Raw genomic sequence first — 24,985 nt, 5'->3', positions numbered from 1 at the left:
GCGGGGTGCGCTACAGCAGGAAGGCCAGCGCCGCCACGGCGGTCGGCGGCAGCGCGCCCAGCAGCAGGCCGACGGCGCCGATCGATTCGTCCTGGAAACCCCGGCGCAGCAGCGACACGCCGGCCGGATTGGGCGCGTTGGCGATCACCGTCAAGCCGCCGCCGGCCACCGCGCCGGCCACCAGCATGTATTGCGCCTCGGGCGAGATGCCCTTGATCAGCGAGCCCAGGTAGGTCAGGGCGGCGTTGTCGGTGATGGCGGTCAGGCCCAGCGCGCTGAAGAACAGCGCCACCGGCGCCAGGCTCGAGACGATGGGTTGCAACCACCATTGCTGCATGCCGCCCAGCACCACCAGGCCGGCGAGGAAGAAGCCGACCAGCAGGCCCTCCTTGACGATCAACTGATCCTGGTAGCGCTGGTAGGCCTGGGTGAAGCCGAGGAAGAGCAGGAAGATGCCGAGGAACAGCACCGGATGGTGGCCCAGCACCACCACCGCCGCCAGGAAGGCCAGGTGGATGGCGGCCACCATCAGCGGGATCTTGATGACGTCGGCCTCGGCGACGGTGAGCGACGGCGGCGGCCGCAGGTGGCGGCGCAGCAGGAAGGTGACGGCGCTGGCGTTGATCAACACGGCGATCGCCGCCTTCCAGCCGAAGTGGCTGGCCATGAAGGCGCTGTCCCACTGCCAGGTGGCGGCCACCATCAGCACCGGCGGCGCGGCGTAGGCGGTCAGCGTGCCGCCGATCGAGACGTTGACGAACAGCACGCCCAGGGCGGCGTATTTCAGCCATTCCGGCATGCCCTGGCGGAAGATTTTCGGCGCCAGCATCAGCGCGGCCAGGGTCATCGCGGCCGGCTCGGTGATCAGCGAGCCGGTCAGCGGCACCAGTGCCAAGCCCAGCCAGACCAGCACCAGTTCGGTGCGCAGCGGCACCAGCTTGGCCAGCGCCAGCAACAGGCGTTGCATGATGTCGAGCACGGGACGCGAGGCGGCCACCACCATGACGACGAAGACGAACAGGGGTTCGGTGTATTGGCGCGATTCGGCGTAGGCGATGGCCTCGCCGCCGCCGGCCACCAGGGCCATGGCGATGACCAGCACGAAGGCCCAGAAGCCGAACACCACCTCGACTTCGCCGAGCAGGTGGAACAGGCCGGCGTGGCGCGGATGGCGGTGCGACAACATCTCGAATGATTTGGCGGCGAAGGTGTGGATCAGCGCCAGGCCGAACAGGACGGCGCCGATGATCTGGATCGTATTCAAATGGATTCCCGATAGTAAAAGCCAAGCCACATGTTACAGCATCGGTAAAGTTTCCAATGTTTGTACGCCGCGTGATCCGCCTCAGCGCGACGACCGTTTCGGCAGATAGGCCTTGCCAAAAGCGGCGCCAAATAGTACTGTGTATTTATACAGTATATTTACCCGAGCTTATTCCTTCTTGCATAGTCATACCATCCATCTATACAAATTTCTATGGCCCTCTCAGCACCCATTTCCGCGCCCGAGGCCCTGCACCCGTCGCTGTGGCTGGCCTCGCAATTGGCGCACAGCGCCAACCGCTGCGCCGACACCGGTTTCGCCGCCTTGTCGGCGCAACTGCCCGGCGGCGGCTGGCCGTCCGGCACGCTGATCGACCTGTTGGTGCAGCAGCCCGGCATCGGCGAACTGCGCCTGCTGCGGCCGGCCCTGGCCGCGCTGGGCCAGCGTCCCATCGTGCTGCTGCAGCCGCCGCACGCGCCGCAGGCGCTGGCGCTGGCCGCGCTGGGCCTGCCGCCGTCGCAGCTGGTGTGGCTACGCAGCGGCGCCAAAAGCGGCGACGCGCTGTGGGCCGCCGAGCAGGTGCTGCGCAGCGGCTGCTGCGGCGCCCTGCTGTTCTGGCAGCAGCACGTGCGCGGCGAGGCGCTGCGCCGGCTGCACCTGGCGGCGCAAAGCGGCGAAACGCTGTTCTGGATGCTGCGGCCGCTGAGCGCGGCGCAGGACTCGTCGCCGGCGCCGCTGCGCCTGTCGCTGCGGCCGGCGCCGGGCGGCATCGACATCGGCTTCGTCAAACGCCGGGGACCGCAGCGCGACGCGCCGCTGTTCCTGCCCCTCAGCCCCACCTTACTGCAACGCCATGCGACTCTGGATCGGCCTCTACCTGCCCCGGCTCCCGCTCGAAGTATTCTGCCCGCGCTGGTCGGCTGAGCCGTGCAGCGTGGTGCTGGAGCAGGAGCGGGTGATCGCCGTCTCGGCGCCGGCCCACGCCGCCGGCGTGCGCGTCGGCATGCGCCGGGGCGGCGCGCTGATGCTGGCGCCCGGGCTGCTGCTGCACGAGCGCGCGCCGCCGCGCGAGGAGGAGGCGCTGCACGCGGTGGCGATGGCGCTGCTGCAGTTCACCCCGCTGGTGGCCGAGGGCGAGGAGGCCACGCTGCTGATCGACATCGGCGCCAGCCTGCGCCTGTTCGGCGGCGTGCGCGCGCTGTGCCGCCAGGTCGAGGCGAGCATGCGCGCGCTGGGCTTTTCCGCCGTGCTCAGCTGCGCGCCGACGGCGCGCGGCGCCTGGCTGCTGGCGCGCGGCGGCGGCGGCCGCGTGCTCGGCATGGACAGCCTGGTGCGCCGCCTCGACCGCCTGCCCTGCGGCCTGCTGCCGCCGGCGCGGCCCTATCTGGACTGGCTCGAGGGCATCGGCTGCCTGACCCTGGGCGAGCTGCGCGGCCTGCCGCGTCCCGGCCTGCAGCGCCGCTGCGGCGCGGCCCTGCTGGCCATGCTCGACGGCGCCCACGGCCGCAGCGTCGAGCTGTTCGAGTGGATCGCCGCGCCGGCCAGCTTCCGCGCCAAGCTGGAGCTGTTCGACCGGGTCGAGCAGGCCGACGCCCTGCTGTTCGGCGCGCACCGGCTGCTGCAGCAAATGACCGGCTGGCTGTGCGCGCGCCAGTTCGCCGTCGAGCGCGTCAGCCTGTTATTGGAGCACGAGCGGGGCAGGGTGGCGCGGCCGCCCACCGCCATCGAGCTGGTGTTGGCCGAGCCGACCTGGCGCGACGAGCATCTGCTGCGCCTGCTGCGCGAGCGCCTGGCCAAGCTGGCGCTGGAGGCGCCGGTGATCGGCCTGTGTCTGGAGGCGCTGCAGGTGCAGCCGATGGCGCCGCCGTCCGAGTCGCTGTTCCCCGAACCGGGCGGCAGCAAGGAGGACCGCGCGCGCCTGTTCGAGTTGCTGGTGGCGCGGCTGGGGCCGGACAACGTGCTGCAGGCGGCGCCGCAGGCCGACTACCGGCCCGAGCAGGCCAACGCCTGGGTCAGCGTACAGCAGAAGATCCGTCCGGCCGACGCCCGCGCCCAGCTGCCGCCCGACCTGCCCAGCCTGCCGCGTCCGGGCTGGTTGATGGCCAAGCCGATCGCCCTGCTGATGCGCGACCACCGGCCGTTCTACGGCTCGCCGCTGCGCATCATGTCGAGTGGCGAGCGCATCGAGGCGGGCTGGTGGAGCCAGACGCAAACGCGCGACTACTTCATTGCGGAAGGGAGCGACCATGCCCACTACTGGCTGTACCGCGAGCGCATCAGCGGCGCCGACGGCCTGGCCGAGCCGCGTTGGTTCCTGCACGGTCTGTTCGCCTGAGTTGGCGCTCGGACGGCCCTGCCGGCGGCGGCGGTTGTGGTTGTGGTTGTGGTTGTGGTGCACAATAAGCGTTTCGATGGAGACGGGCAAGCGATGCGTACTGAACGATTGGAATTCGCCGGCGCCGGCGGCCACAAGCTGGCGGCGCGGCTGGACGCGCCCGACGGCGCCGTGCGCGCCCACGCCCTGTTCGCCCACTGCTTCACCTGCGGCAAGGACGCGATCGCCGCCAGGCGCATCGCCCAGGGGCTGACCGAGCACGGCATCGCCGTGCTGCGCTTCGACTTCGCCGGCCTGGGCGCCAGCGAGGGCGAGTTCGCCAGCACCAACTTCAGCTCCAACGTGGCCGACCTGGTGGCGGCGGCCGACTATCTGCGCGCCGCGCACGGCGCGCCCAAGCTGCTGGTCGGCCACAGCCTGGGCGGCGCGGCGGTGCTGGCGGCGGCGGCCGACATCGCCGAGGCGCGGGCGGTGGTGACGCTGGCCGCGCCCAGCGCCCCGGGGTACGTGACCAGCATGTTCAAGCAGCATCTGGCGCACATCGCCGAGCACGGCGAGGCCGAGGTGCAACTGGCCGGGCGGCCCTTCCGCATCCGGCAACAGTTCGTCGCCGACGCGGCCGGGCACAATTTGAAGGAGAAGATCGCCGGCCTGCGCAAGGCCCTGCTGGTGATGCACGCGCCGGGCGACGACACGGTGGAGATCGGCAATGCGATGCAGATCTTCACCGTCGCCAAGCATCCGAAGAGTTTCATCTCGCTCGACGACGCCGACCATCTGTTGACCCGGCGCGAGGACGCGGTCTACGTGGCCAATCTGATCGCCGCCTGGAGCGAACGCTACCTCGGATAGGGGAGGGACTTACTCGTCGTCGCCGAATTCTTCGGCCAGGTCTTTCCAACCCTTGCCGGCGGCGAAGGTGTTGAACTCGTCTGGCGCCTCGAGCACCATCAGTTTCTTTTCCTGCAGCACCGGGTCGCCCTGCGTCAGCAAGGGACCCTTGTAGCCGACCGTGCGCAACTGGGCGACGATGGCGGCGATCAGCGCCTTGTCCTTGTGCAGGCCGTCGAGCGGCGCGGCGAAGTCGACATACACGTCGATGGCGCCGTAGCCCTCGTCGAAGATGCGGATGGCCTTGATGTCGTGGGCACGGCCGGAGCCGTCGGTGGCCTTGAAGGGGCCGCTGAGTTGGATGTCGGTATCATTGTTCATGGACGGAAGCATACACCAAATCGTCGATTTCGGCCTCCGCCGGATGGCCGCGCCGGCGGCGCTCAGCACGACACCACGTTGCGTCCCTTGTGCTTGGCGCGGTACAGCGCCTGGTCGCCCAGCTCGTAGATGGCGCCCTGGCCCAGCTCGCTGTCGGGCGGCACGAAGGCCAGCCCCAGCGACAGCGTGACGTGGCCGTAGGGCAGGTTGGCCTCGTGCGGCATCTGCTGCGCCGCCATGTAGTCGCGGATCATCTCGGCCAGCGCCACGCTCTCGTCGACGTTGTTGCTGGTGAACAGGCAGGCGAACTCGTCGCCGCCGATGCGGAAGCTCAGGTCGCCCGGCCGGCACAGCGTGACGTGCATCGCGTCGGCCACCGTCTGCAGCACCAGGTCGCCCTGCGGGTGGCCGTAGTGGTCGTTGTACTCCTTGAAGCGGTCGACGTCGATCAGCAGCAGCGTCAGCATGCGCTGGTCGCGGTGCGCGCGCTTTTGCTCCTCGGCGAAGCGGATGTTGAAGTAGCGACGGTTCTTCAGCCCGGTCAGCTCGTCGGTGACGCTGTCGATGCGCGCCGCCTTGGCCTCGCTGATGTCGGTCGAGACGGCGCAGGTGGCGACCACCTCGCCGGCCGCGTCGAGCAGGGGGAACTTCACCGTCATATAGGTGTGCAGCGTCTTGTCGGTGTGGTAGACCTGCTCCTCCTCGTGCACCGCGCGCTTTTCCAGCGCCGCCTTGCGGTCGTTGCGCCAGAGTTGTTCGGCGATGTCGTGGGGGAACAGTTCGAACACGTTGCTGCCGACGAAATGGGCGGCGTCGTAGCCGTCGAGGATGTCGAAGTGGCGGTTGGCCATGGTGACGGTGCCGCGCAGGTCCTTGGTGGAGATCAGCACGGGGGCGTTGTCGAGCAGGGCGTGGAACACCCGCTCGGAGTCGCGCAACGCGGCCAATTCGGCGCGCAGGCGGAAGTTTTCCTCCTGCAGGACTTGAAGCGGGTGCTGTTCGTCGATCCGTGCTGACATGGGCGGTCCATCTGTCGGGGCGGTGGGAAAGCGGATGAGCCCAGTATAACCGCACAGCGGGCCGGCGCAGCGGCGCCGGCCCGCCGGCCGCGTGAAATTATTTCAGGGGTTGTAAAATCGCCCCCAGGCGGTCCGGCGTGCCCTCGATGCGTTCGAGGCGCGGATATTTCAGGCCCTCGTGGTAGTCGAGCGCGACGGTGCGGTACAGGCCGCCCTTCTTGACCAGCAGCTCGATCGGCGCGGCGCCGCCCTTGGCCGCCGTGACGGCGGCGCGCAGCAGTTCGGCCTTGTAGGCGCGGCCGTTGACGGCCAGCACGGTGGTGTTGCCGGACAGGCCGGCGCGGAAGCCCACGCCCTCCCACTGCAGCGCCTCGACGCGGCCCTCGTGGCCGAGCGAGAAGCCGAGCGAGTATTGGAAGTTGGCCGACTTGCCGCGTTCCTCCTGCTCCTTGAGGAAGTCGGTCGGCTTGTCGGTGTAGACCAGCTTCCAGCCGGCGCGGGCCAGGCCGTCGAGCGGGGCGCCGGGGCCGTGGCCGTCGAGTTTGGCGCGCAGGAAGCCGGCCCAGTCGTAGGGTTGCAGCGCCTCGAGCGCCTTGACCACCTCGTCGAAGCGGTAGTGCTTGGCCACGGCGCTGCCGTCGGCCACGCCGAAGAAGGCGGCGGCGAAGTCGTCGAGCGAGCGGCGCTCGCCGGACAGCTGGCGCAGGCGGGTGTCGATGTCGAGCCAGATCAGCGCGCCCTCGGTGTAGTAGTCCTCGCTGCGCTGCCAGTTGCTCCAGCCCTGGGGCCGGCGGCCGTTGATGATCGGGTCGTTGGTGGTGTCCTGCACGGCGCGCCAGTCGCGCCCGCGCACGGCGTCGTAGCGCGCCGCGCTGGCGGCGAACACGTCGCGCACGTTGGCCGCCTTGATCAGGCCCGAGCGGGCCGACAGCACGTAGCCCCAGTACTGGGTCTGGCCCTCGTAGACCCAGAGCAGGCTGTTCTGCAGCGGCGTGTTGAAGTCGGGCACGTCCTGGTCGGCCGGGCGGCGGAACTTGCCATTCCACGAGTGGGCGAACTCGTGCGGCAACAGCTCGCGGACGCCCTCGGACTTGGTCCAGTCGGTGAAGTAGCCGGGCTTGACGCCGTTCTCGCTGGACTGGTGGTGCTCGCGGCCGATGCCGCCGAACTCGTCGCTCAGCGCCAGCAGGAAGTCGTAGTGGGCGTAGTGCTGCGACTTGAACAACTTGTAGGCCTGCCGCACCATGGCGCGGTGCGCCTCGATCTGCTCCGGCTTGGCGTCGAGCGCCTCGGCCGTGTCGGCCACCACGTTCAGGTGCACCGGCACGCGCCCGCCCGGGTCGAGGTCGAAGCGCTTGAAGTGGCGGCCGGCGAACAGCGGCGAGTCGACCAGGGTCTCCAGGTCGAGCGGCTTGAAGGCGACCTGGTCGCCGCGCCGCTCCGCCGTCTCCAGCGCGCTGCCGTACTGCCAGCCGGCCGGCAGGGTCAGGTTGGGCTGCACGGTGATCTGGCGCGTGCGGTAGCCGGCCGGGTACAGCGCCATGGCGTGCCACTGCACGCCGACGATGTCGTTGGTGATCGTGGTGCGGCCTTGGTTGGGCTCGACCGGCGACAGGTATTGGTATTCCGCCTCGACGCTGTTGGCGCCGGCCGGCACCTCGAGGTGGAAGGCGTGCACGTTGACGGTGTCGCGGCGCCACTCGAGCGGCTTGCCGTTGGCGCTCAGCTTGAGGCCGGCGAGCTGGTTGAGCGGACCGCTGGGGCCGTGGTTGCCCGGCACCCACTGCGGATACAGCAGCGTCAGCTTGCCGGCCTTGGCCGGGATGCTCGCGCGGATGCGGAAGATCTGCCGCGCCGTGTCGGAGGCGTCCACCTTCAGCACGATGGTGCCGGGGTAGGCCGGCTCGAGCGGCTCGGCCGGTGCGTCGGCGCGGGCGCCGGCGGCGCACAGCAGCAGGGTCAGCGCGGCGAGTGGACGGGCCAGGCGGGGAAGGGGGCGGGATGCGGTCATGGTTCGGCTAGGATGGGGGAACAGGGGCGCGAGTTTAGCATGTGGGAAATGTTTCGTTGTTTCAAAAAGTAACCGCGAGTCGGTTGCGCTGGCGGTCGCGATTTCACGCGGATGCAAAAATATTTGCAAAAAAATCCGCCGCTTTGGGGATGCTTGAAGCGAATTTCAAGGCCTTGAAAAGCCTTTGGGCGGGGCTATATGGGACTCAGCGGTTGCCCAGAAGGGGGCCGCGCCCACCCATATCGCTTCACTTGAAAAGGATATCCACCATGCGTAACTTCGACCTGACCCCCCTGTATCGTTCCGCCATCGGCTTCGACCGCCTAGCCCAGCTGCTCAACGACTCGCAGCGCGGCGACGCCCAGCCCAGCTATCCGCCGTACAACATCGAGCTGGTGTCCGAGGATAACTACCGCATCGTCATGGCCTTGGCCGGCTTCGACCGCAGCGAGATCGACATTACCTTCGAGCGCGACTCGCTGCAAGTGGTCGGCCGCAAGCAGCGCGACAGCGTCGAGCGCACCTACCTGCACCGTGGCATCGCGGCGCGCGACTTCGAGCAGCGCTTCCAGCTGGCCAACCACGTCAAGGTGACCGGCGCCACCTTCGACAACGGCATGCTGACCATCGAGCTGGTGCGCGAGATCCCCGAGGCGCTCAAGCCGCGCAAGATCGTCATCAACGGCGGCGAGAACGTCAGCGCGCTGGAGCAGCGCCAAGCCGCCTAAGGCGCGCTTGAGGACGGCACGCGCTGCAGCTAGCGTGTGATCCCAAAGCCGCGCGGTTGATTGCGACCGCGTGGCTTTGTCGCGTTCGCGGGTGGCGCCAATGTAAAGCGGCCCGGGGGCCGTGGTGGTGTCGCGAAGGGAATTGCTTGATTGCGCGGACTCATGACGCATCCTTTGGCGGGTGGAAACTGACACCGACCTCATCCAACATGTCGCTGCTCAGGTGGTTTGTGTGGCCGGATTCATCAGTAACCCCTGTCACGGTCTTGCCGCCCTCTTGAGTCAAGGTATAGGGCCGCCCCTTCACAGGCCGGCCGGTTTGCGGATTGAACAGCATGACCTTGTCGTCGGTTTCTAGCAACGAACTTGGAAATTGCACCCCGGCAGGATTGCCGTCACCCCCGCGCGAGTGGACGAAGCGGGCCGACTTGATGGCAAAGTCGCCCGTGCATTGATGCGTGACCTTGCCCCCGCCATAGTCCGCGCGCGCTCCCTTGGTGACGATTTTCACCTCCGGCGCCTCGATGTCGATACCTTCGACCGCAATCAACTTGATCCTCTTGCCGGTCGTGACTTCAATGTTGCCGTCTTGGGCCTGCACACTGATACTGCCAGTCGCCGCGATCAGCTTCATGCCTAGTCGCAGCGCAAACAAGCTGATACCCTCGGTGGCGCGCATCAGTAGCCGCCGCCCGGTCGATAGCTGCGTGTCGCCACCACACAGTAGATCGATCTTGTTGGCCGCGCCGAGGGCCAGATTTTCCTGGCTGGCCACGACCACCCCCGCCGGCGCGCTGGCCGCGAGGATGGCAGCGCCGCCACCGGCGCCGGCACCACCGTCGACGTTGCTGCCCCGGTCCCAGGTCTTCAGTTTGTCGATGAGTTGGGCTAAATGCTGACTGTCTGCGGCATCTCCTGCATGTTTCGCGGCAAACGTCGCCAATTGTTCAGTGACGCTGCGCAGAACCTCGATCACGCCGACCATTTCGGCACGGTCCAGTAAAGCGCCCTGCGCGCCGGCATACGCGTCGGCACTGAGCAACAGCCCCTTTGCTCCGCGCACCGCCACCGCTTCGTCGCTGCGCAGTTCAGCCCCCTCGCCGCGCGGTGTCCCCTCGCCGTCGACGCGCGGGCGGGTCAGGTAGCCGAGGTTCAGCTCGCTAACGGCGTGTTCACTCGCAAGTTGCACGCTGATCTGGCCGGGAGTGTCGTCGAGGCGCAACTGATTGACGCGTTTGCCGTGTACCTCACAGCTCTGAATGCCCGACTGGTATTTGCTAGCCGGAAGGCCGCCGTAGCTTCCCAACCCCGGCGGCGGGGCGTCCCGATTGTACAGCTGGCCGAGAATGATCGGCTTGTCCGGATCGCCGCCAAGGTAGGCGATGAGCGCCTCGGTGCCCACACGGGGAAGTTTGCGCGTGCCCGTTTGACTTTCGCTGCCCGGCCCTGGCCCCGCCCAGTTCGACGCATCCCGTACCCATGCCGAATCGGCGTCGGTGTCGGCCGCGCCGGCGCCGTCGGCGTGCTGGTGGTCCTCCGGTCGCGTTCCTGGGAAGCGCACCTTGATCCGGCCCAGTTCGTCACAATAGATTTCTTCCCCCGGCGGACCGACGACGGTCGCGGTTTCGATCTCGGTGCGTGGCAGGTCGACGCGCGGATCGTAAGCGGGAACAATCGCGATGCCGCTGCGCACACAGGTAAAACGGTTGCTGTAGCGAACAGCGCCGTCCTGGCCCTTGCGCCGCGCCGCCAGCTCGGAAAATATGTTGTCGCCGTCCCATCGGTTGCGTTCAAGGAGTGTGCGCACGGTCCCGTCCAGCGCCGACGACAGATTGTTCTCCGCCGCGACGTGCAGTTCGATCACGACAAACTCGCGTTCCGCCTGGGGATGGGTGTCGATTTCCGGATGGCCGGAGAGCGCGTTCGATTCGCCGACGCGCAGATCGCGCACGCCGCTCTCGGCGTAAAAGCACTTGGTGAGAAGATCGTGCCGCTGCAGCTGCAAGCGTCCCAGCGCAACTTGGTCTTCATGGTCGTCGCCCACATGAGGAGCGTCGACGAAATAGTCGTCGATGCAGGCCGCCACCGCGTTGCCGTAGTCTCCCTGGTTCACCGTGCTGCGCACGTTGGCGGTCATGAATTGGGTGCCCTTAGGATTCAGGTGGTCCCAACTATGGCGGCTCACGCCGGCGGCCTGCAAGGTGCGCACGGCGCTCCAGGCGGTCACGCTGTCGCGCTGTTCGGTGGCCGCGTTGCGATGAAAGCGCATCGTTCCGGCCGAATTTTCTTGGAGCCTGCTGGCGTCGTCGAACAAGATCAAGGTGTGGACCGGTGTTTCGCCCGCTGTGCTCGCCGGCCTGCCGGCGGCCTGGCCGGCTCTGAAAAACCAGGAGATGCCGCGCCGTTTCATCAGGCGGCGGATGAAGGAGGCGTCATCCTCGTTGTGCTGCTTGGTGAACTCGCGCCGGGGATACTGGCGGGTGGCTATGAGCTGGTCTATCTCGATGTCGAATGCCGCCGCAAAGACACCACATTTTTGGCGCCATTCGCTGAACAGCACTTCGATAATGTCGATCTCGTTCATCCGGCGGAAAACGCGGGTGTTGACGCGCTGCTCCAACAGCGCCATCGCATCGCGCATGGTTAGCTGATAGGTGGCCAGGCCACCGTCGCTGTGGCCGGCGCGGACTTCGGTGACGATGCCGCAGATCTTGTGCAGCTCCCCTCGGTCCGTCACGAGTTGCAGCTCGACCGGTAGGGTGATGAACTGCTTCAGCTCCAGGGTGGCGTCGGTGGCAACGCAATCGATACGGTAGTCAAGGCCACCGCACATCGACTCGCAGCCCACGATGCGTTGTGGCAGGAGCACGTCGTCGACAATGCCGGTGGGGTGCGCGAGGCGCATGCGCAGGGGACGGTTTTCCACCGTCAAGGATTTGGCTGAACGCAGAAAACTCAGAAAATCAAAATCGCCTTCCATCATTGCTCCTCACTCAAGTGGTCGGACTTCGACAGCGCCGGCGGATGTTTCGGTACTGCCGCGCCAAACACATCATTCGAAAGAAAAATTGTCGACCGTTGAGATCAGCTGCGCGCCGCATGATGCTTTATGGCCGTGGTAGGCCACTGGAACACCGTCGATCAAATGATTGGGATCGCCCTCGGCGACGACGCAGCCGACGTGGCCGGGAAGAGGGCACGTGCAGGAGTCGCCAACACACACCACTGGCAGTCCGTCGACGATGAAATGGGGGGCGCTTGACGAGGTGACCTTGCCACCGTGGGAGGTGGGGTCGCCCAGGCGTATGACATTTTTCATTTTTTCTCCTCACTTTTTGCCAAAAATTTCCACAACGTCGGGAGCGAGCTTTGGAAGGTCGGTTGCTCGCGCTTGACGACCTGCCACAGCGTGCGCGGCAACAGCACCGTGGCCTGTTCCATGCCGAATCATTTTCGGTAGTACTGGGTATGGCCGTGAAACACCTTGACCTTGTCGCCGCCCTCAAAGCAGCGCCACCAGCCGGTTTGCGGGCAGGCCGTGCCCGCGTAGGTCTGCGTGGCCGGTGGTGGCGGTTCGGGGACGACGGGCTTGGGAATTGTGGTCGGCCGCACGCGCAGACTCGACAGCATCTTGTCCCACAACTCCAGCACCGCCTTGTCGGAAAGGCTGGCGTTGAGTTGTTCGCCAGGTCTGCCGAAACCGTCGCCCAGCCTCAGTTCAAGCTGTGGCTTGTAGACATTCTTCTTATCGTAGTGGATCGCCTCCCATGCGAAGCTATGGCACTCCACACCATCGTTTTCGCGCACGCGCTCAAGATACTCCTGCCCTTCGATGGCACCGATATTTCTGACGCGTCGGCGGAGGAGGTGGAAGACGCTGGGATTGGCGAGCCTGACGCTATTTTGCGCGGACCGCTCCAGCAACGGAAGATCGCCTTTCAGGCCGGCCTCGGTGTCAAATGTGATCGAAATGTCGCGGTGGTCGTTGAAGCCGACAAACATCTTGACTCTTTCGTGCTGCTTGGCTGTCAGCGGCTCGCGGATGATGCCGCGTTCGATGCAAAATCCCGGCTCGGAGGGAATCTCGCCATCCGCCAATGGTTTGATTTGGTTGATGATTTGTTCGAGCTCTCTTGTTTCCTCTGGTCCGCGTTCGGTGGCGAACAACGAAAAGCTGACGCCTCCACCGCGAACAAGCGCAAGCAGCTCCGCTACTTCCCCCGTAACTTTCTTGCCGCCCTCGTTCCATGTGTCCCAATATCGGCCAGAGATGAAGAACTTTCCCGAAAAACCTTTGATTGTGACAGGCGCTATCGTATATCGATTAGGTTTGCCGTCCTTGCCCTTGGCAATTTTGAGTGCGGCCTCTTTCTGGTCCATCCAGTCGATAAACTCCTGATCGGTTTGGTCCGCGATGGAGGAAATGTCCCATCCGGACAGAAAAGCCGGCCGGAACGATGTCACCGCCTTGTCCGGAACATCGATCAGAAAGCGGCCGACGCACATGGTCCTCATCTTCGCCAGCATGTGTTTTGCCGATCTGGACTGTGCCCCGGCGTTGCCCTTCGGTTGCGCGCTCATGCCATCCGCCGCGACAACGAGCAGCAAAGCAAAGGTCGAGATCGGCAGAGCCACAGCCGTCGCCCAAGGCCCAACTGCACGGTGGTTAGGCGTTTCGCCACCGCCGTTGCGGATAGCGATCCTCATTTTGGAATCTCCTTCTTTTCTACCAGTTTCCACAACGTCGGGAGCTCGCTTTGGAAGGTCGGCTGCTCGCGCTTGACGACCTGCCACAGCGTGCGCGGCAACAGCACCGTGGCCTGTTCCATGCCGACTCCCTTTCGGTAGTACTGGGTATGGCCGCGGAACACCTTGACCTTGTCGTCGCCCTCAAAACAGCGCCACCAGCCGGTTTGCGGGCAGGCCGTGCCCGCGTAGGCCTGCGTGGCCGGTGGCGGCGGTTCGGGAACGACGGGCTTGGGGATTGTGGTCGGCCGCACGCGCAGACTCGTCAGCATCTTGTCCCACAACTCCAGCACCGCCTTGTCGGAAAGGCTGGCGTTGAGTTGTTCGCCGGGCCTGCCGAAGCCATCGCTAAACTCAAGCACAAGCTGTGGCTTGTAGACATCGTTTCTATCGTAGTTGATCGTCTCCCAATTGAAGTTGTGGCTTTCCACGCCGTTGTGTTCGCGGACACGTTCAAGATATTCCTGCCCTTCGATGTCGCCGATATTTCTGACGCGTCCACGGAAAAGGTGGTAGGCGCTGGGGGTGGCGAGCCTGACGCTGTTGTGCTCCGACCTTTCCAGCAGCGTCGGAGCGCCGTCCAAGCCGGCTGCCGTATCGAACGAGATCGCCACGTCCGGGTGATCGTGGAAGCCGAAAATCATTGTGGCCCTCTCTAGCTGGTCTGCGGTCAAGGGGTCGCGGATGATGCCGCGTTCGATGCAAAATCCCGGCTCGGCTGGAATCTCGCCATCCGCTAGCGGTCTGATCTGGCTGATGATTTGCAGGAGTTCCTTCGTCTCCTTCGGCTGGCGTCTTTCGGCGATGAGTGCGAAGCTGACGCTATCGCGGCGTATCCAGCCGAATATCTTCGCCACCTCACCTGTGACTTTCGTTTCTTCCTCCAGCCAAGATTCCGAATGGATGCCGGACACGTAGATGTTTCCTGAAAAGCCGCCGACACTTACCGGCTCGATCAAGTAGACGCTGGGCTTGCCATCTTTGTCCTTCGCCATTTTGAGATCTGCCTCGGTCTTTCCCATCCAATCCATAAACTCCTGTTCAGTTTGCGTCGAGTACGAGGAAATTTCCCACCCTGACAAAAAGGCAGGCCGATACGATGTAGCTGCTACCTCTGGAACATCGATCAGAAAACGCCCGACGCACATTGTCTTCATTCTGTCTAACATGAGTTTCGCCTTCTCTGCGTGTGACTTGTGGATGATCTTCGTTTTGGCCATTGCGTTGTCATTCGATACGAAGAGCAACAACGCCAGCACCGCTATTGAGAGTGAAGTGCGGGGAAACGTCATTTTGCCGCCTGCACGATCTTGACGATCAGGTGCTGCGTAAGGTTCAGCATGGCCTCGTCGTTGTAGCAACCTTGATGGCTGTAGCGCCCTGTGGCAAAGACACCCTGGGCCTTTCCCCGAGGATCTGCACCTGACTTACTAGGCACCGTGCCGTCACCCTTCGCAGCTGCCTTGGCTAGTTCAAAGAGTAGGATTTGGTCATCATCGAGCATGATCTTTCGTCCTCCGGTGAGTGTGTGCTTCACGGTCTTTGCTGTCCGAAGCGCTTCGGCTTGCACTTCGATCGATGACGTATATGCCGTCCAGCGACATTCTTCATATGAGCGATATCCGGCATCGTCACCGTAGAACGCGTAGCTGTTCGGATGGTAGTAGCTACCGAGGACAGTGGTATGGAATCGCTCCGCTTGATTTATCGCCCGAATGATTGCATTGCGTGGGCCACCGGGATCAAGGCGATATGTTCTGGCGGGGTCAGCAATCTCCGGATCGATCACCCGATACCACGACGTCATGTCGCGATACAAGTCGTAGGTATTCCCCACCGGCAGCGAAAGGACGGTTTCGGCCTCGTCGCCGCCGCGCTTGATTGAAGCGAACAGCCAGGGTTTTGGATAAAGGTGGTTCGGCAGCAGTTCCAGCGCGGCCGGCGAGACCGCCATGACCGGAGTGGTCGCTTCCGTGGTGTTGCCGGCGATCTGAGAAAAAAGCTCACTTCCGTCCGCTTCGGTGCCGCAGGCGATGCGACGATAGGACAGCGGCGCGCCCAGCGCCGGCATCACGCCGTGCACGATGCCGACGATGCTGTCCGGTATCTTGCGGGCGCAGGCGCGCGCCACCAGGCCGCCCATCGAATGGGTGACCAGGATGACCTGCTTGCAGGTGTGCTTGCAGTTGGTCCAGTAGCGGAAAATATCCTCGATAAATTTTATGAGGTGATCTGCGGACAGTTCGTTCGATTCGAGCCAGTTGTAGCCGAAGGCATAAACCGGGTACTGGTAGTGGGCGAGTTTTTCCAGTTCCTGCTTCGTCAGGGGCGCCATGTTGGGCGCGTTCCAACGCTTGCGGTCGAAGCGGTTGATCGCCGACCAGTGTTCCCTGAAAGTCTGTTGGCCGGCGTAGTCGTCGACGAATGTCGAATTCAGGTGCCGTTCCAGGGTGTAGAGCAGGTTCCCGTAGCTTAACGAATGGATCGCGCCCCACTTGCGGTCGCGTTTGTGGCTTTCATTTATACCTAACCCTTGGGCATCTTCGTAGGTAGGAACGGGGCCACCGTCATCGACTTCCAGCGTGGCTGAATCAAGTACCCGCTGTCGTTTCGCTGGAGTGTGGTTTTTCCATGCGGACGCTTGCTTCCGCAGCTCGGGTAGATTGTTGGGCGGGCGCCAAACCGGCTCTCCCGGTCTGACCTCCTTGTTCTGCGGCCGCGACGGGTTGGTCGTGGCGCGCAGATTGCTTCCCATCACACCCGGCACGACGATGACGGGAATCACGAATTGGATGGAGTCCGCGACCGCGCCGATGATCTTGCAGCTCTTGGGCGTGGTCATGCTCTTGGTGCGCAGGGTGCCGTCGCTGTCCACGGTGGGATTGGGCAAGCGCCGCGTTGGTTCGGCCATGAGGAAGTCCTCCTTTGGTGTGTTGGCACGGCAAGACGGCGGAATCGCTCTCGATTTTCCTTGGGCCGTGAAACATCGACAAGTATTTGCGACGTTCAGCCAACAGCGCTTGCGCTAGCTCACGAAAGGCTCACGTCGAGTCCGCCGCGCAGTCGTCGTCTTCGGCGGCCTGTCCGACCCGGTTCAGGTCGTAGCACAGGCAGGCGCGGTCGTCGGTTTGCGGCCCGGCCACGAGGAATGTGTCAATGCCCAGCCCCATTTCGCCCGGCGCGGGCGGGCCGAGGCGCACGTCGTGCACATCCTGCGCGCGCAGAATGGGCTGGAGTTGAAACCGCAGGGGAGCGCAGGGGAACATGCCAAGCAGCACCCTGAGTGCCTTGGCGCCGCTCCCGGTGGGGCAGAAGCGGTTGAAGTCGGCCTTGGCTAGCGGACCGATACGCACGCGCACCCTCTGGTCGCGCGTCCAGCGGCGTGGCCCGAGGATGGCGCCGTGGCCCAGAACGGCGTTGGTCCCATCCAGGCTGGTTTGCAAGTCCTCGCTCATCACGTCCCAACAGCCGTCGAACGGAACGAGTTCGAAGGGCAGGCCGAAGTAGTCGCTCAACACGTCGGTGATCGCGCCGGCGGTTGCCGAGCGCTGCCGGAAGACGGCCGCGTAGTAGGCCAGGGTCTCGTCCTGCACGCCGCCGCGCACCGCTGCGGCATTGGCTGCCGTGAGCGGCGTTGTGCCGGCGAGCTCCAACAGCAAGGGCATAAAGCCGTCGCGGCCATTGTCGTCGAGCTTGTATTCGACGCGGTACTTGGCGCTGGCCGCGTAGAACAGGGCCAGGGCTCGCGTCGAAAAGACATCGAGGAAGGCGCATGTTCCCTCCGTTCTTTCGACGCGCGGAGCGGCAAGAATTCGCTCGGTGACGTGGTTGGGCAGGGCGCCGCTCACTCCAAGATAGCCCATGAAGGTGGGCGTGATGGCGATCCCGTCAAGCTGCTTGTCGAGCATGGCGTTCGTCAATTGATCGACCGTGGCGATTGCCGTATCCGACTCGGCGCACAGCGCCTCGATCTGGCTCGCCGGGAAACTCAAGGACACGCTGTTGCGAAAGCGCATGTAGTCGACGACAGCTCGGTCGTGCGGCACGCCGTGCCGGCGCAAGCAGAGTTCGAGCAGGTGCACCGCCTGGAAGAACTGGAAGCGGTAGGGCTCGTCGAGCAGGCGCTGCATTACACTAGGCTGAGATTCCCGTGGCGTGGTTGGCATTTGACGAGCTCCTTTTCCGATTGCTGCGACAGGACAATCAGTTGTGTGAAACTGTTCAGATGAACGGACATGCTCATGAAATGGTCCATCAACTGGACGAAGACATGGATGCCGCTCCCGGCGAACGCGGTTTCGTCTATTGTCATGCGCACTTCGATGCCGCTGACGAAGGCGCCGCCGTACTCGTCTTGCAGGAACACCCGCGCCGGCCTGGTCTCAAGGCCGACGATGCCGTCGATCTGGCGGCGCGCCGTCGCCGACCTCGGCAGGTCGTGCATCGCCAACATTTCGCGGAAGGCCGGCAGGCCCTCCTGCGACAGGGAGGTGGTGCTCAGGGCGAGATGGGATGCCAGCTTCCACTGCGCGTTGCGCCCGGTCGCCGGCGGGCAAGGAGGGGACGGGCGCCGCAGAAGCGTCAGCCGGTGGTCGCCGATGCTTGCGTCGACGAACATCGCCCCGCCCGACTGGCCGAAGTCTTGGTCGCGCGGCAGTTCGCCGTTGCTGCAGGTCAGTTCGATCGAGATGGTGCCCGTGGCGGCGGCCAAGGGGTTGAAGTCGACATCGACGAAGCTCAGTATATTTTCGTATCCCTGGTTGGTCACGGCCATGGCGTCGTCGCGCCGCATGATCCAGTAACTGACCTTCTTTCCGGCGTCGTCGCCGTGGCGCAGGGAGTAGTAGGGGCGAAACTCCACGGCGCCGTTGCCCTTCGCCGCATCCTTGATTAGATGCACCGAGTCGACGCTGTAGAGTTGGCAGGTATCGGCGTGTAGCGGGTCGGCCACCAGCGTGTATTCGGACTTGGTGTGGTCGAGCTTGATCGGGCTGGCGGTCTGCTTGAACAGATTGACGACCGGCGTGCAGCCCGACAGGAAGTGCTGTTCCGAAAGGGGCTTGAGCAAGCGGGCCACGGGCGAGTCCATAGCAACACCGGCCAGCGCGAAATGCAGCGTCAGCCGGTGGCCGCCCGGTGGCAGGTGCTCGGTGCACGCCGCCAGGGCAATGTCGATGAAATTGAATTTCGCTGGAAAGCAGAAGTACTCGGTCAGCAGGCGGTAGGCGTCCTTCGATTTTGCCGGGAAGGGAATCAAGGCTTCATCGGCGGCGTCGAAGCCAACCGGAGCCAGCGGTGTCTTGTCGAGCAGGTGCCAGCGGCCGTCCCCAACCTCGACGTAGACGCTCTCCGTGCGAAGGAACAGGGCGTCGAGGAGCGCGGCGCAGAACGCCGGATCGCTATCGATGAACAGGCGGAGGGTTTCCACGACGGTTCCCGATGTGCCCGCTGTCTGGGACGCCCACTCGACAACAATGGATATCGCCGACGTGGCGCCCTGGCCAAGGCGCGTACCGACCGGCGCGGCAATGGACGGGGTGAAATGTGCTTTCGCCACTGTGGCGGACGTGAGCCGCACTGGGTAGGCGGTCCTGAACTTGCATATTCCGCCGTCGCCGCGCCGCGCGGGGGTCTTCAGCATCGTGCCGCGCGCGACGGTCAATGAACCGGCGCTCTTGCCCTTGTCGCTGGCCGCCGCGAAACAGGCAATGGAACATGCGGGGAATGGCAGCAGAAGGTGCGGTGCGGCCATTTGCAGGAAGGATGTGGTCACCTCCTCGTAGTCGTCGTCAAGCTTCTTGGCAATTCGCGCGTTGAGAATCGCTGTCGCCTGGGTCAACATTCGGACCTGGGGATCTTCGCTGCCCTCTCCGTTCAACTTCAGATCGCCGGCTACCCCCGGAAACTCTTCTGCAAAGCGCCTGAACAGCTTGCCAAACAGGCTCAGTTCTCGCTCGATAAACGGGACCAAGTGTTTCATCGCGGCCTCCCCTTGCCCTGACGCAGGGCGACCGGTCAAGTATTTATTGAGGGCATAGAGATCGACTTGATACTGCGCAAGAGTACTGGTGTTGGCCCCGGTGCGACGGCTGAAGTGGGCAAGCGCCGGGCATCCCGTCCGGCGCGGTTTGTGGCGGAGGAAAACCGACTTCGTCTGAGCGTAGTCAACGCCATGGCCCCGGCTGCCTTCATGCTGAACAGCCTGTTCCGCCACTTCCCCAACCGCATACGGAGAGCGACATGAAAACACCACCAAAGGTCTTGTGGACCGAAGGATTGACACTGCGCGCACAGCTTTTCCAGCGCCAGGACCAGTATCACGAGGCACGTCTGCATCGCATCATGAAATCACTGCATGTCAACGGCTGGGGCATCTGCGCGCTCGATTGGAACGAAGCGGCCTTGCTTGATAATTCGCTGCAGGCGACTTCGATGTCGATCATTTTCCAGGATGGCGAGGTCTATGATGCACCCGGTTCCGACGCGCTTCCCGCGCCGTTTGATTTGTCCAGGCTACCATTGACCGAAGAGAGTTTTACGTTCTACGCGGCATTGCCCCTGCTAAAATTGCATGGCAGCAACCTGTACGATGCTGGGCAGGCCCACGGTGTGGCACGCTTTGCCAAGACAAAGCACGACACGCCCGACCTGTATGGCGGGGCGGCCGACGTGCCGGTGGTCTATCTGCAAAAGCAGTTGTCCTTGTTGTCGCATCTGGAACCTCGCGAATCGTTCGTCAGTGTGCCCGTCACGCGCCTTCGCCGCTTGAGCAGGGGCGGTTTCGAGATCGATCCGAGTTTTGTCCCGCCCAGCATGTCGATCAACGCGGCGTCGCGGCTGCCACTCATGCTGGATGGCCTGATGGCCAAGCTCAAGGCCAAGATCGACGCGCTTTACTGCGTCCACGGGGAGCCGCGCAAGGATGTCGTCGAGGTGCAAGCCGGCGATATTTCCTCGTTCTTGATGCTACTGACGATCAGTTCCGCCTACGCAGAACTCGACCACTACTGCCGCGCTCCGGCGCAGCATCCGGAACACCTTTTTGTCGCGCTGCTCGGTCTGGCGGGCGGATTGGGTGCCTTCTCGAGGAAGTTTGCGCATGCCGACTTCCCACAGTACAAGCACGCGGAACCCGGCCCGGCATTCCTCCAGCTCGACCAGATCGTGCGTGAACTGATCGACATCGTCATCTCATCGAAATATTTCTTGATCCCGCTGGAGATAGAGTGCAGGGGAAGGGCGAACTACCACGGCAAACTCACCGACGAGAGAATCGACCGGGACACGCTGCTCTGTTTTGCTGTCAAAGCCGACATGCCAGGCGTGGAGCTGGTTCGCGCCGTGCCCAAATTGTTCAAGGTCGGCTCGCCGGACGACGTCGAGAATCTGGTCGGGTATGCGCTGTCGGGCATCAAGTTGGTCCATATGCCGCAGGTGCCGATTGGTATTCCGGTCCGACCGAATACGTACTATTTTTCGCTGGAGACCAAGAGCGACCTTTACGAAAAAATGATGAAGGCTCAGGAGATTGCGATTTACGTGCCCGACATGTTTCCCGATCTTCAGTTGTTTCCCGAGCTTCAGTTCGAATTAATTGCTCTCCTGGCTTGATCACGTTGTTCGCGGGGACGCTGCGTTGGCTGCGGCATTGCCGCTCTGTACCAAGGTGAATTGATACCGCCGCAGCCGACGTGCGCAGCAATGGAGCATTCGCGCCTGCGGGCGGCTTCAACACATGTTCGGCAGCCAACCCCCATGCGCGCCACAGCGATTCCGATGACCATCGCCAAGCTCAACAGTACCTGCGCGCCCGCCGCCAGCCGGCTTCATTAAGCGGCGTCTAAGTTTATTGCCGCATATTGTATGCATCAACCACCCAACAACAGGAGTTCAGCCATGCCGAACCAGACTCATACCGGATCGATGACCATCAAGCGCCTGACGCTTGCCCTGGCCGCCCTGGGCGTGCTCGGGGCAGGCGGCGCGGTCGCCCTGTACCAAAGCCAGGCCTCGGCCGCCGCCGGCGCGCCGCAGCTGGCCAGCCCGGCCGGCGTCGCCAGCAACGTCGGCAACCCGGCGCCGACGCCGGTGCCGGCGCCGATGATCGCGCTGCCCGATTTTTCCGTCATCGCCGCCCACAACGGGCCGGCGGTGGTCAACATCAGCGTCACCGGCAGCACCAAGACGGCCTTCGACGGCGAGGCGGCGCAGGGGCGCTCGCGCGGCGAACCGTTCGCCGACGACCCCTTCTTCGAGTTCTTCCGCCGCTTCCAGGGGCCGCAGCGCGGCGCCCAGCGCGACGTGCCCACGCACGGCGTCGGCTCCGGCTTCATCGTCAGCCCGGACGGCATCATTTTGACCAACGCCCACGTGGTGCGCGACGCCCGCGAGGTCACCGTCAAGCTGACCGACCGCCGCGAGTTCCGCGCCAAGGTGCTCGGTTCCGATCCGAAGACCGACGTCGCGGTGCTGAAGATCGACGCCAAAAACCTGCCGGTGGTGCCGCTGTCGCGCAACAACGACCTGAAGGTGGGCGAGTGGGTGCTGGCGATCGGCTCGCCCTACGGCCTCGACAGCACGGTGACGGCCGGCGTGGTCAGCGCCAAGGGCCGCTCGCTGCCCGACGACAGCAACGTGCCCTTCATCCAGACCGACGTCGCCGTCAACCCCGGCAACTCGGGCGGCCCGCTGTTCAACACGCGCGGCGAGGTGGTCGGCATCAACTCGCAGATCTACAGCCAGACCGGCGGCTACCAGGGCCTGTCGTTCGCCATCCCGATCGAGGTGGCCAACAAGATCAAGGACCAGATCGTGGCCACCGGCAAGGTGGTGCACGCCAAGCTGGGCGTCACGGTGCAGGAGGTCAACCAGGGCTTCGCCGACTCGTTCAACCTGGCCACGCCGGAGGGCGCGCTGGTGTCGAACGTGGAGCGCGGCAGCGCCGCCGAGAAGGCCGGCCTGAAGCCGGGCGACGTGATCCGCAGGATGAACGGGCAGAAGATCGTCGGCTCGGGCGATTTACCGGCGATGGTGGCCTTGGCCGCGCCAGGTGATAAAGTAGCGTTCGAGGTGTGGCGCCAGGGCAAAGCCGTCGAGTTGACGGGCGTGCTGGCCAACGCCGCCGACCGCCAGGCGCAGGCCGAGCGGCCGGAGTCGGCCGGCGGCAAGCTCAAGCTGGGCCTGTCGCTGCGCCAGCTCGATCCGCTCGAGCGGCGCCAGTCCGGCATCGCCAACGGCCTGCTGATCGAGGACGCCGGCGGCGCGGCGGCCTACGCCGGCGTGCAGCCGGGCGACGTGCTGCTGTCGGTCAACGGGCGCAGCGTCAACAGCGTCGAACAGGTGCGCGAGGTGGTGGCCAAGTCCGACAAGTCGGTGGCCCTGCTGATCCAGCGCGGCGACGAGAAGATTTTCATTCCGGTGCGCCTGGGCTAAGTAGCCCGCGCCGGCGGAACGCAACTATGGAAGAGAAAGAGGCGATATGCGACTGCTGCTGGTGGAAGACGACACGATGATCGGCGAAGTGGTGCTCGACCTGCTCAGGGCCGAGCACTACGCGGTCGACTGGGTCAAGGACGGCGACATGGCCGACACCGCCCTGCAAACCCAGACCTACGACCTGGTGCTGCTCGACCTGGGCCTGCCGCGCAAGGACGGCCTGGAGGTGTTGCGCTCGATGCGCGCCCGCAAGGAGCTGACCCCCGTGCTGGTGGCCACCGCGCGCGACGCCAAGGAGCAGCGCATCGCCGGCCTCGACGCCGGCGCCGACGACTACGTGCTCAAGCCCTACGACCTCGACGAGCTGCTGGCGCGCATCCGCGCGTTGCTGCGCCGCTCGGCCGGGCGCGCCGAGCCGGTGTTCGAGCACAAGGGGGTGTCGGTCAACCCGCAGACCCGCGAGGTGCTGGCCGAGGGCAAGCCGGTCAGCCTGTCGGCGCGCGAGTGGGCGGTGCTGGAGGCGCTGATCGCCCGGCCCGGCATCGTGCTGTCGCGCCACCAGCTGGAGGAGAAGCTGTACAGCTGGAAGGACGAGGTCAACAGCAACGCCGTCGAGGTCTACATCCACGGCCTGCGCAAGAAGCTCGGTAGCGAGCTGATCCAGAACGTGCGCGGCCTCGGCTACATGGTGCCCAAGCTGTGAGTTCCCTCATCTCAGGCCAGGGCGGCGCGCCGGCCGCCGAGTTGAACGCCGACCCGGCCGTGGCCAAGGCCGCCGAGCAGGGCGCCGACCAGGCGGAGGCGCCGGCCGGCGGCGCGGCCGGCGGCAAGCCGGCGCGCAGCTCGCGCCTGCCCAAGGTGCCGCGCGTGTCGGTCAGCCACTCGCTGCGCGGGCGCCTGCTGTGGTTCCTGCTGGCGGCCATCACCATGGCGGCCATCGCCCAGGCGATGATCGCCTACCGCAGCGCGCTGTACGACGCCGACCAGATCTTCGACTACCACATGCAGCAGATGGCGCTGTCGCTGCGCTCGGGCGCGCCGCTGAGCAACAACGCGGTCGGCCCGGTCACCGATCCGGAGAACAACGACCTGGTGGTGCAGGTGTGGACGCCGGACGGGGTGCAGGTGTTCCGTTCGCTGTCGCGCGCCGCGCTGCCGCAGCGCGCCGTGCTGGGCTTTTCCAACGTCAAGGCCAACGGCACCACCTACCGGATCTTCTCGGTGCAGACCAGCAACCAGACGGTGCAGGTGGCGCAGGACATGGCGGTGCGCCAGCGCATGGCCGGCACCCTGGCGCTGCGCACCGTCGGCCCGATCGCCGTGATGGCGCCGGTGCTGATGCTGGTGGTGTGGTGGGTGGTCAGCGGCTCGCTGGCGCCGGTGGCGCGGGTGCGCCGCCAGGTGGCCGCGCGCCAGGCCGACGACCTGTCGCCGGTGTCCGATGAGGACCTGCCCGACGAGGTGCGCCCGCTGGTGCAGGAGTTGAACCTGTTGTTTGGCCGCGTCAAGACCGCCTTCGACGCGCAGCAGCACTTCGTCGCCGACGCCGCCCACGAGCTGCGCTCGCCGTTGGCGGCGCTGAAACTGCAGGTGCTGAGCCTGGAGCGGGCGGCCGACCCGGCGGCGCGCGCCGTCGCCGTCGGCCGGGTCAGCGCCGGCATCGAGCGGGCCACCCGCCTGGTCGAGCAGCTGCTGGTGCTGGCGCGGCAGGAGGCCAGCCTGGCCGCCGAGGTCAAGCTCGAACCGCTGAACCTGAGCGAGCTGGCCAAGCGCACCCTGGGCGACCTGGCCGGCACGGCGCAGGCGCGCCAGATCGACCTGGGCCTGCACCACGCCGACGCCCAGGCCGACGTGGCCGGCCACGCCGACGCGCTGATCATCCTGCTGCGCAACCTGGTCGACAACGCCGTCAAGTACACCCCGGCCGGCGGCAGCGTCGACCTGGAGGTCAGCCGCCAGGCCGACGGCCGGGTGGTCCTGCTGGTCGAGGACAGCGGCCCGGGCATCCCGGCCGAGGAGCGCGAGCGCGTCTTCAGCCGCTTCTACCGGGTGCCCGGCAGCGCCGCCGGCGGCAGCGGCCTGGGGCTGGCGATCATCAAGTCGATCGCCGAGCGGCACGGCGCCAAGCTGGCGCTGGAGGGCTCCGAGCGGCTCGGCGGCCTGCGCGTGCGCGTCGATTTTCCCGCCCCGAGGCCTGTGTCCGGCTAAAATGTCAATTTTGGCATGGCGGCGGAG

At 65.2% G+C, this 24,985-nt stretch carries 20 protein-coding genes; 8 read left to right on the top strand and 12 right to left on the bottom strand.

All coding sequences use genetic code 11. The features are described 5' to 3' along the window. Positions 1–10: 10 nt before the first annotated feature. Complete coding sequence (locus tag BM252_RS04690) at positions 11–1,264, bottom strand: putative Na+/H+ antiporter (RefSeq protein WP_093384357.1); 1,254 nt, start codon at positions 1,262–1,264, stop codon at positions 11–13. Between the two features lie 213 nt (positions 1,265–1,477). Here BM252_RS04690 and imuA point away from each other — a divergent pair, with 213 nt between their 5' ends. The 3 genes from imuA (at position 1,478) to BM252_RS04675 (ending at position 4,451) form a co-directional block, all read left to right on the top strand. Next, the gene (gene imuA / locus BM252_RS04685) at positions 1,478–2,188 is read left to right on the top strand and encodes a translesion DNA synthesis-associated protein ImuA (protein WP_093384354.1); all 711 of its coding nucleotides are present in this window, start codon (positions 1,478–1,480) and stop codon (positions 2,186–2,188) included. Beyond that, positions 2,118–3,599: a Y-family DNA polymerase gene (locus BM252_RS04680; protein ID WP_093384352.1), complete on the top strand. Its 1,482-nt coding sequence runs from the start codon at positions 2,118–2,120 to the stop codon at positions 3,597–3,599. The genes imuA and BM252_RS04680 overlap by 71 nt, the downstream gene beginning before the upstream one ends. 93 nt (positions 3,600–3,692) lie before the next feature. Continuing rightward, positions 3,693–4,451 carry an alpha/beta hydrolase family protein gene (locus BM252_RS04675; protein ID WP_093384349.1) on the top strand — a complete coding sequence of 253 codons (759 nt, stop codon included), beginning with the start codon at positions 3,693–3,695 and terminating at the stop codon, positions 4,449–4,451. Positions 4,452–4,460: 9 nt separating this feature from the next. Here BM252_RS04675 and BM252_RS04670 read toward each other — a convergent pair whose 3' ends face one another. From BM252_RS04670 to BM252_RS04660, 3 genes are all read right to left on the bottom strand, one after another. Then, complete coding sequence (locus tag BM252_RS04670) at positions 4,461–4,811, bottom strand: hypothetical protein (protein ID WP_093384346.1); 351 nt, start codon at positions 4,809–4,811, stop codon at positions 4,461–4,463. A gap of 62 nt (positions 4,812–4,873) precedes the next feature. Continuing rightward, on the bottom strand, positions 4,874–5,830 hold the full coding sequence (locus BM252_RS04665; protein WP_093384344.1) for a sensor domain-containing diguanylate cyclase: 957 nt from the start codon (positions 5,828–5,830) through the stop codon (positions 4,874–4,876). 97 nt (positions 5,831–5,927) lie between these two features. Continuing rightward, the gene (locus BM252_RS04660; RefSeq protein ID WP_093384341.1) at positions 5,928–7,841 is read right to left on the bottom strand and encodes a M61 family metallopeptidase; all 1,914 of its coding nucleotides are present in this window, start codon (positions 7,839–7,841) and stop codon (positions 5,928–5,930) included. 269 nt (positions 7,842–8,110) lie between these two features. Here BM252_RS04660 and BM252_RS04655 point away from each other — a divergent pair, with 269 nt between their 5' ends. Next, positions 8,111–8,569: an Hsp20 family protein gene (locus BM252_RS04655; protein WP_093384339.1), complete on the top strand. Its 459-nt coding sequence runs from the start codon at positions 8,111–8,113 to the stop codon at positions 8,567–8,569. A 160-nt stretch (positions 8,570–8,729) separates the two neighbouring features. On the opposite strand, the gene BM252_RS04650 is transcribed toward BM252_RS04655, so the two are convergent. The 8 genes from BM252_RS04650 to tssF all read right to left on the bottom strand — a co-directional run bounded on the left by BM252_RS04650 (position 8,730) and on the right by tssF (position 19,295). Continuing rightward, a complete protein-coding gene (locus tag BM252_RS04650) occupies positions 8,730–11,552 on the bottom strand; it encodes a type VI secretion system Vgr family protein (RefSeq protein WP_245774094.1) in 2,823 nt (940 codons plus the stop codon). 69 nt (positions 11,553–11,621) lie between these two features. After that, a complete protein-coding gene (locus tag BM252_RS04645) occupies positions 11,622–11,888 on the bottom strand; it encodes a PAAR domain-containing protein (protein WP_093384336.1) in 267 nt (88 codons plus the stop codon). Further along, positions 11,885–12,010: a hypothetical protein gene (locus BM252_RS31965; RefSeq protein WP_281249342.1), complete on the bottom strand. Its 126-nt coding sequence runs from the start codon at positions 12,008–12,010 to the stop codon at positions 11,885–11,887. The genes BM252_RS04645 and BM252_RS31965 overlap by 4 nt, the downstream gene beginning before the upstream one ends. A 6-nt stretch (positions 12,011–12,016) precedes the next feature. After that, complete coding sequence (locus BM252_RS04640; protein WP_093384334.1) at positions 12,017–13,276, bottom strand: T6SS immunity protein Tli4 family protein; 1,260 nt, start codon at positions 13,274–13,276, stop codon at positions 12,017–12,019. Continuing rightward, positions 13,273–14,607: a T6SS immunity protein Tli4 family protein gene (locus BM252_RS04635; RefSeq protein ID WP_093384332.1), complete on the bottom strand. Its 1,335-nt coding sequence runs from the start codon at positions 14,605–14,607 to the stop codon at positions 13,273–13,275. Before BM252_RS04635 ends, BM252_RS04640 begins: the two co-directional genes overlap by 4 nt. Beyond that, on the bottom strand, positions 14,604–16,226 hold the full coding sequence (locus tag BM252_RS04630) for an alpha/beta hydrolase (protein ID WP_093384330.1): 1,623 nt from the start codon (positions 16,224–16,226) through the stop codon (positions 14,604–14,606). The genes BM252_RS04635 and BM252_RS04630 overlap by 4 nt, the downstream gene beginning before the upstream one ends. 130 nt (positions 16,227–16,356) lie before the next feature. Then, on the bottom strand, positions 16,357–17,445 hold the full coding sequence (tssG, locus tag BM252_RS04625; protein ID WP_174900420.1) for a type VI secretion system baseplate subunit TssG: 1,089 nt from the start codon (positions 17,443–17,445) through the stop codon (positions 16,357–16,359). Then, positions 17,445–19,295, bottom strand: coding sequence for a type VI secretion system baseplate subunit TssF (gene tssF, locus BM252_RS04620; protein ID WP_093384325.1), 1,851 nt, complete (start codon positions 19,293–19,295; stop codon positions 17,445–17,447). Before tssF ends, tssG begins: the two co-directional genes overlap by 1 nt. 260 nt (positions 19,296–19,555) lie before the next feature. On the opposite strand from tssF, the gene tssK reads away from it, so the two are divergent. From tssK to BM252_RS04600, 4 genes are all read left to right on the top strand, one after another. Next, positions 19,556–20,926 carry a type VI secretion system baseplate subunit TssK gene (tssK, locus tag BM252_RS04615; protein WP_093384322.1) on the top strand — a complete coding sequence of 457 codons (1,371 nt, stop codon included), beginning with the start codon at positions 19,556–19,558 and terminating at the stop codon, positions 20,924–20,926. A gap of 285 nt (positions 20,927–21,211) precedes the next feature. Then, the gene (locus tag BM252_RS04610; protein WP_093384319.1) at positions 21,212–22,747 is read left to right on the top strand and encodes a Do family serine endopeptidase; all 1,536 of its coding nucleotides are present in this window, start codon (positions 21,212–21,214) and stop codon (positions 22,745–22,747) included. A 46-nt stretch (positions 22,748–22,793) separates the two neighbouring features. After that, positions 22,794–23,453, top strand: a complete 660-nt coding sequence (locus BM252_RS04605; RefSeq protein WP_093384316.1) for a response regulator — start codon at positions 22,794–22,796, stop codon at positions 23,451–23,453. Positions 23,454–23,677: 224 nt separating this feature from the next. Then, positions 23,678–24,958, top strand: coding sequence for an ATP-binding protein (locus BM252_RS04600; protein WP_245774116.1), 1,281 nt, complete (start codon positions 23,678–23,680; stop codon positions 24,956–24,958). Positions 24,959–24,985: the final 27 nt, after the last annotated feature.

This window comes from Rugamonas rubra, from assembly GCF_900114705.1.
Taxonomy (GTDB): Bacteria; Pseudomonadota; Gammaproteobacteria; order Burkholderiales; family Burkholderiaceae_D; genus Rugamonas; species Rugamonas rubra.
The sequence above is the reverse complement of the archived record's forward strand: the minus strand, read 5'-3'. Positions and strand labels throughout refer to the sequence as shown.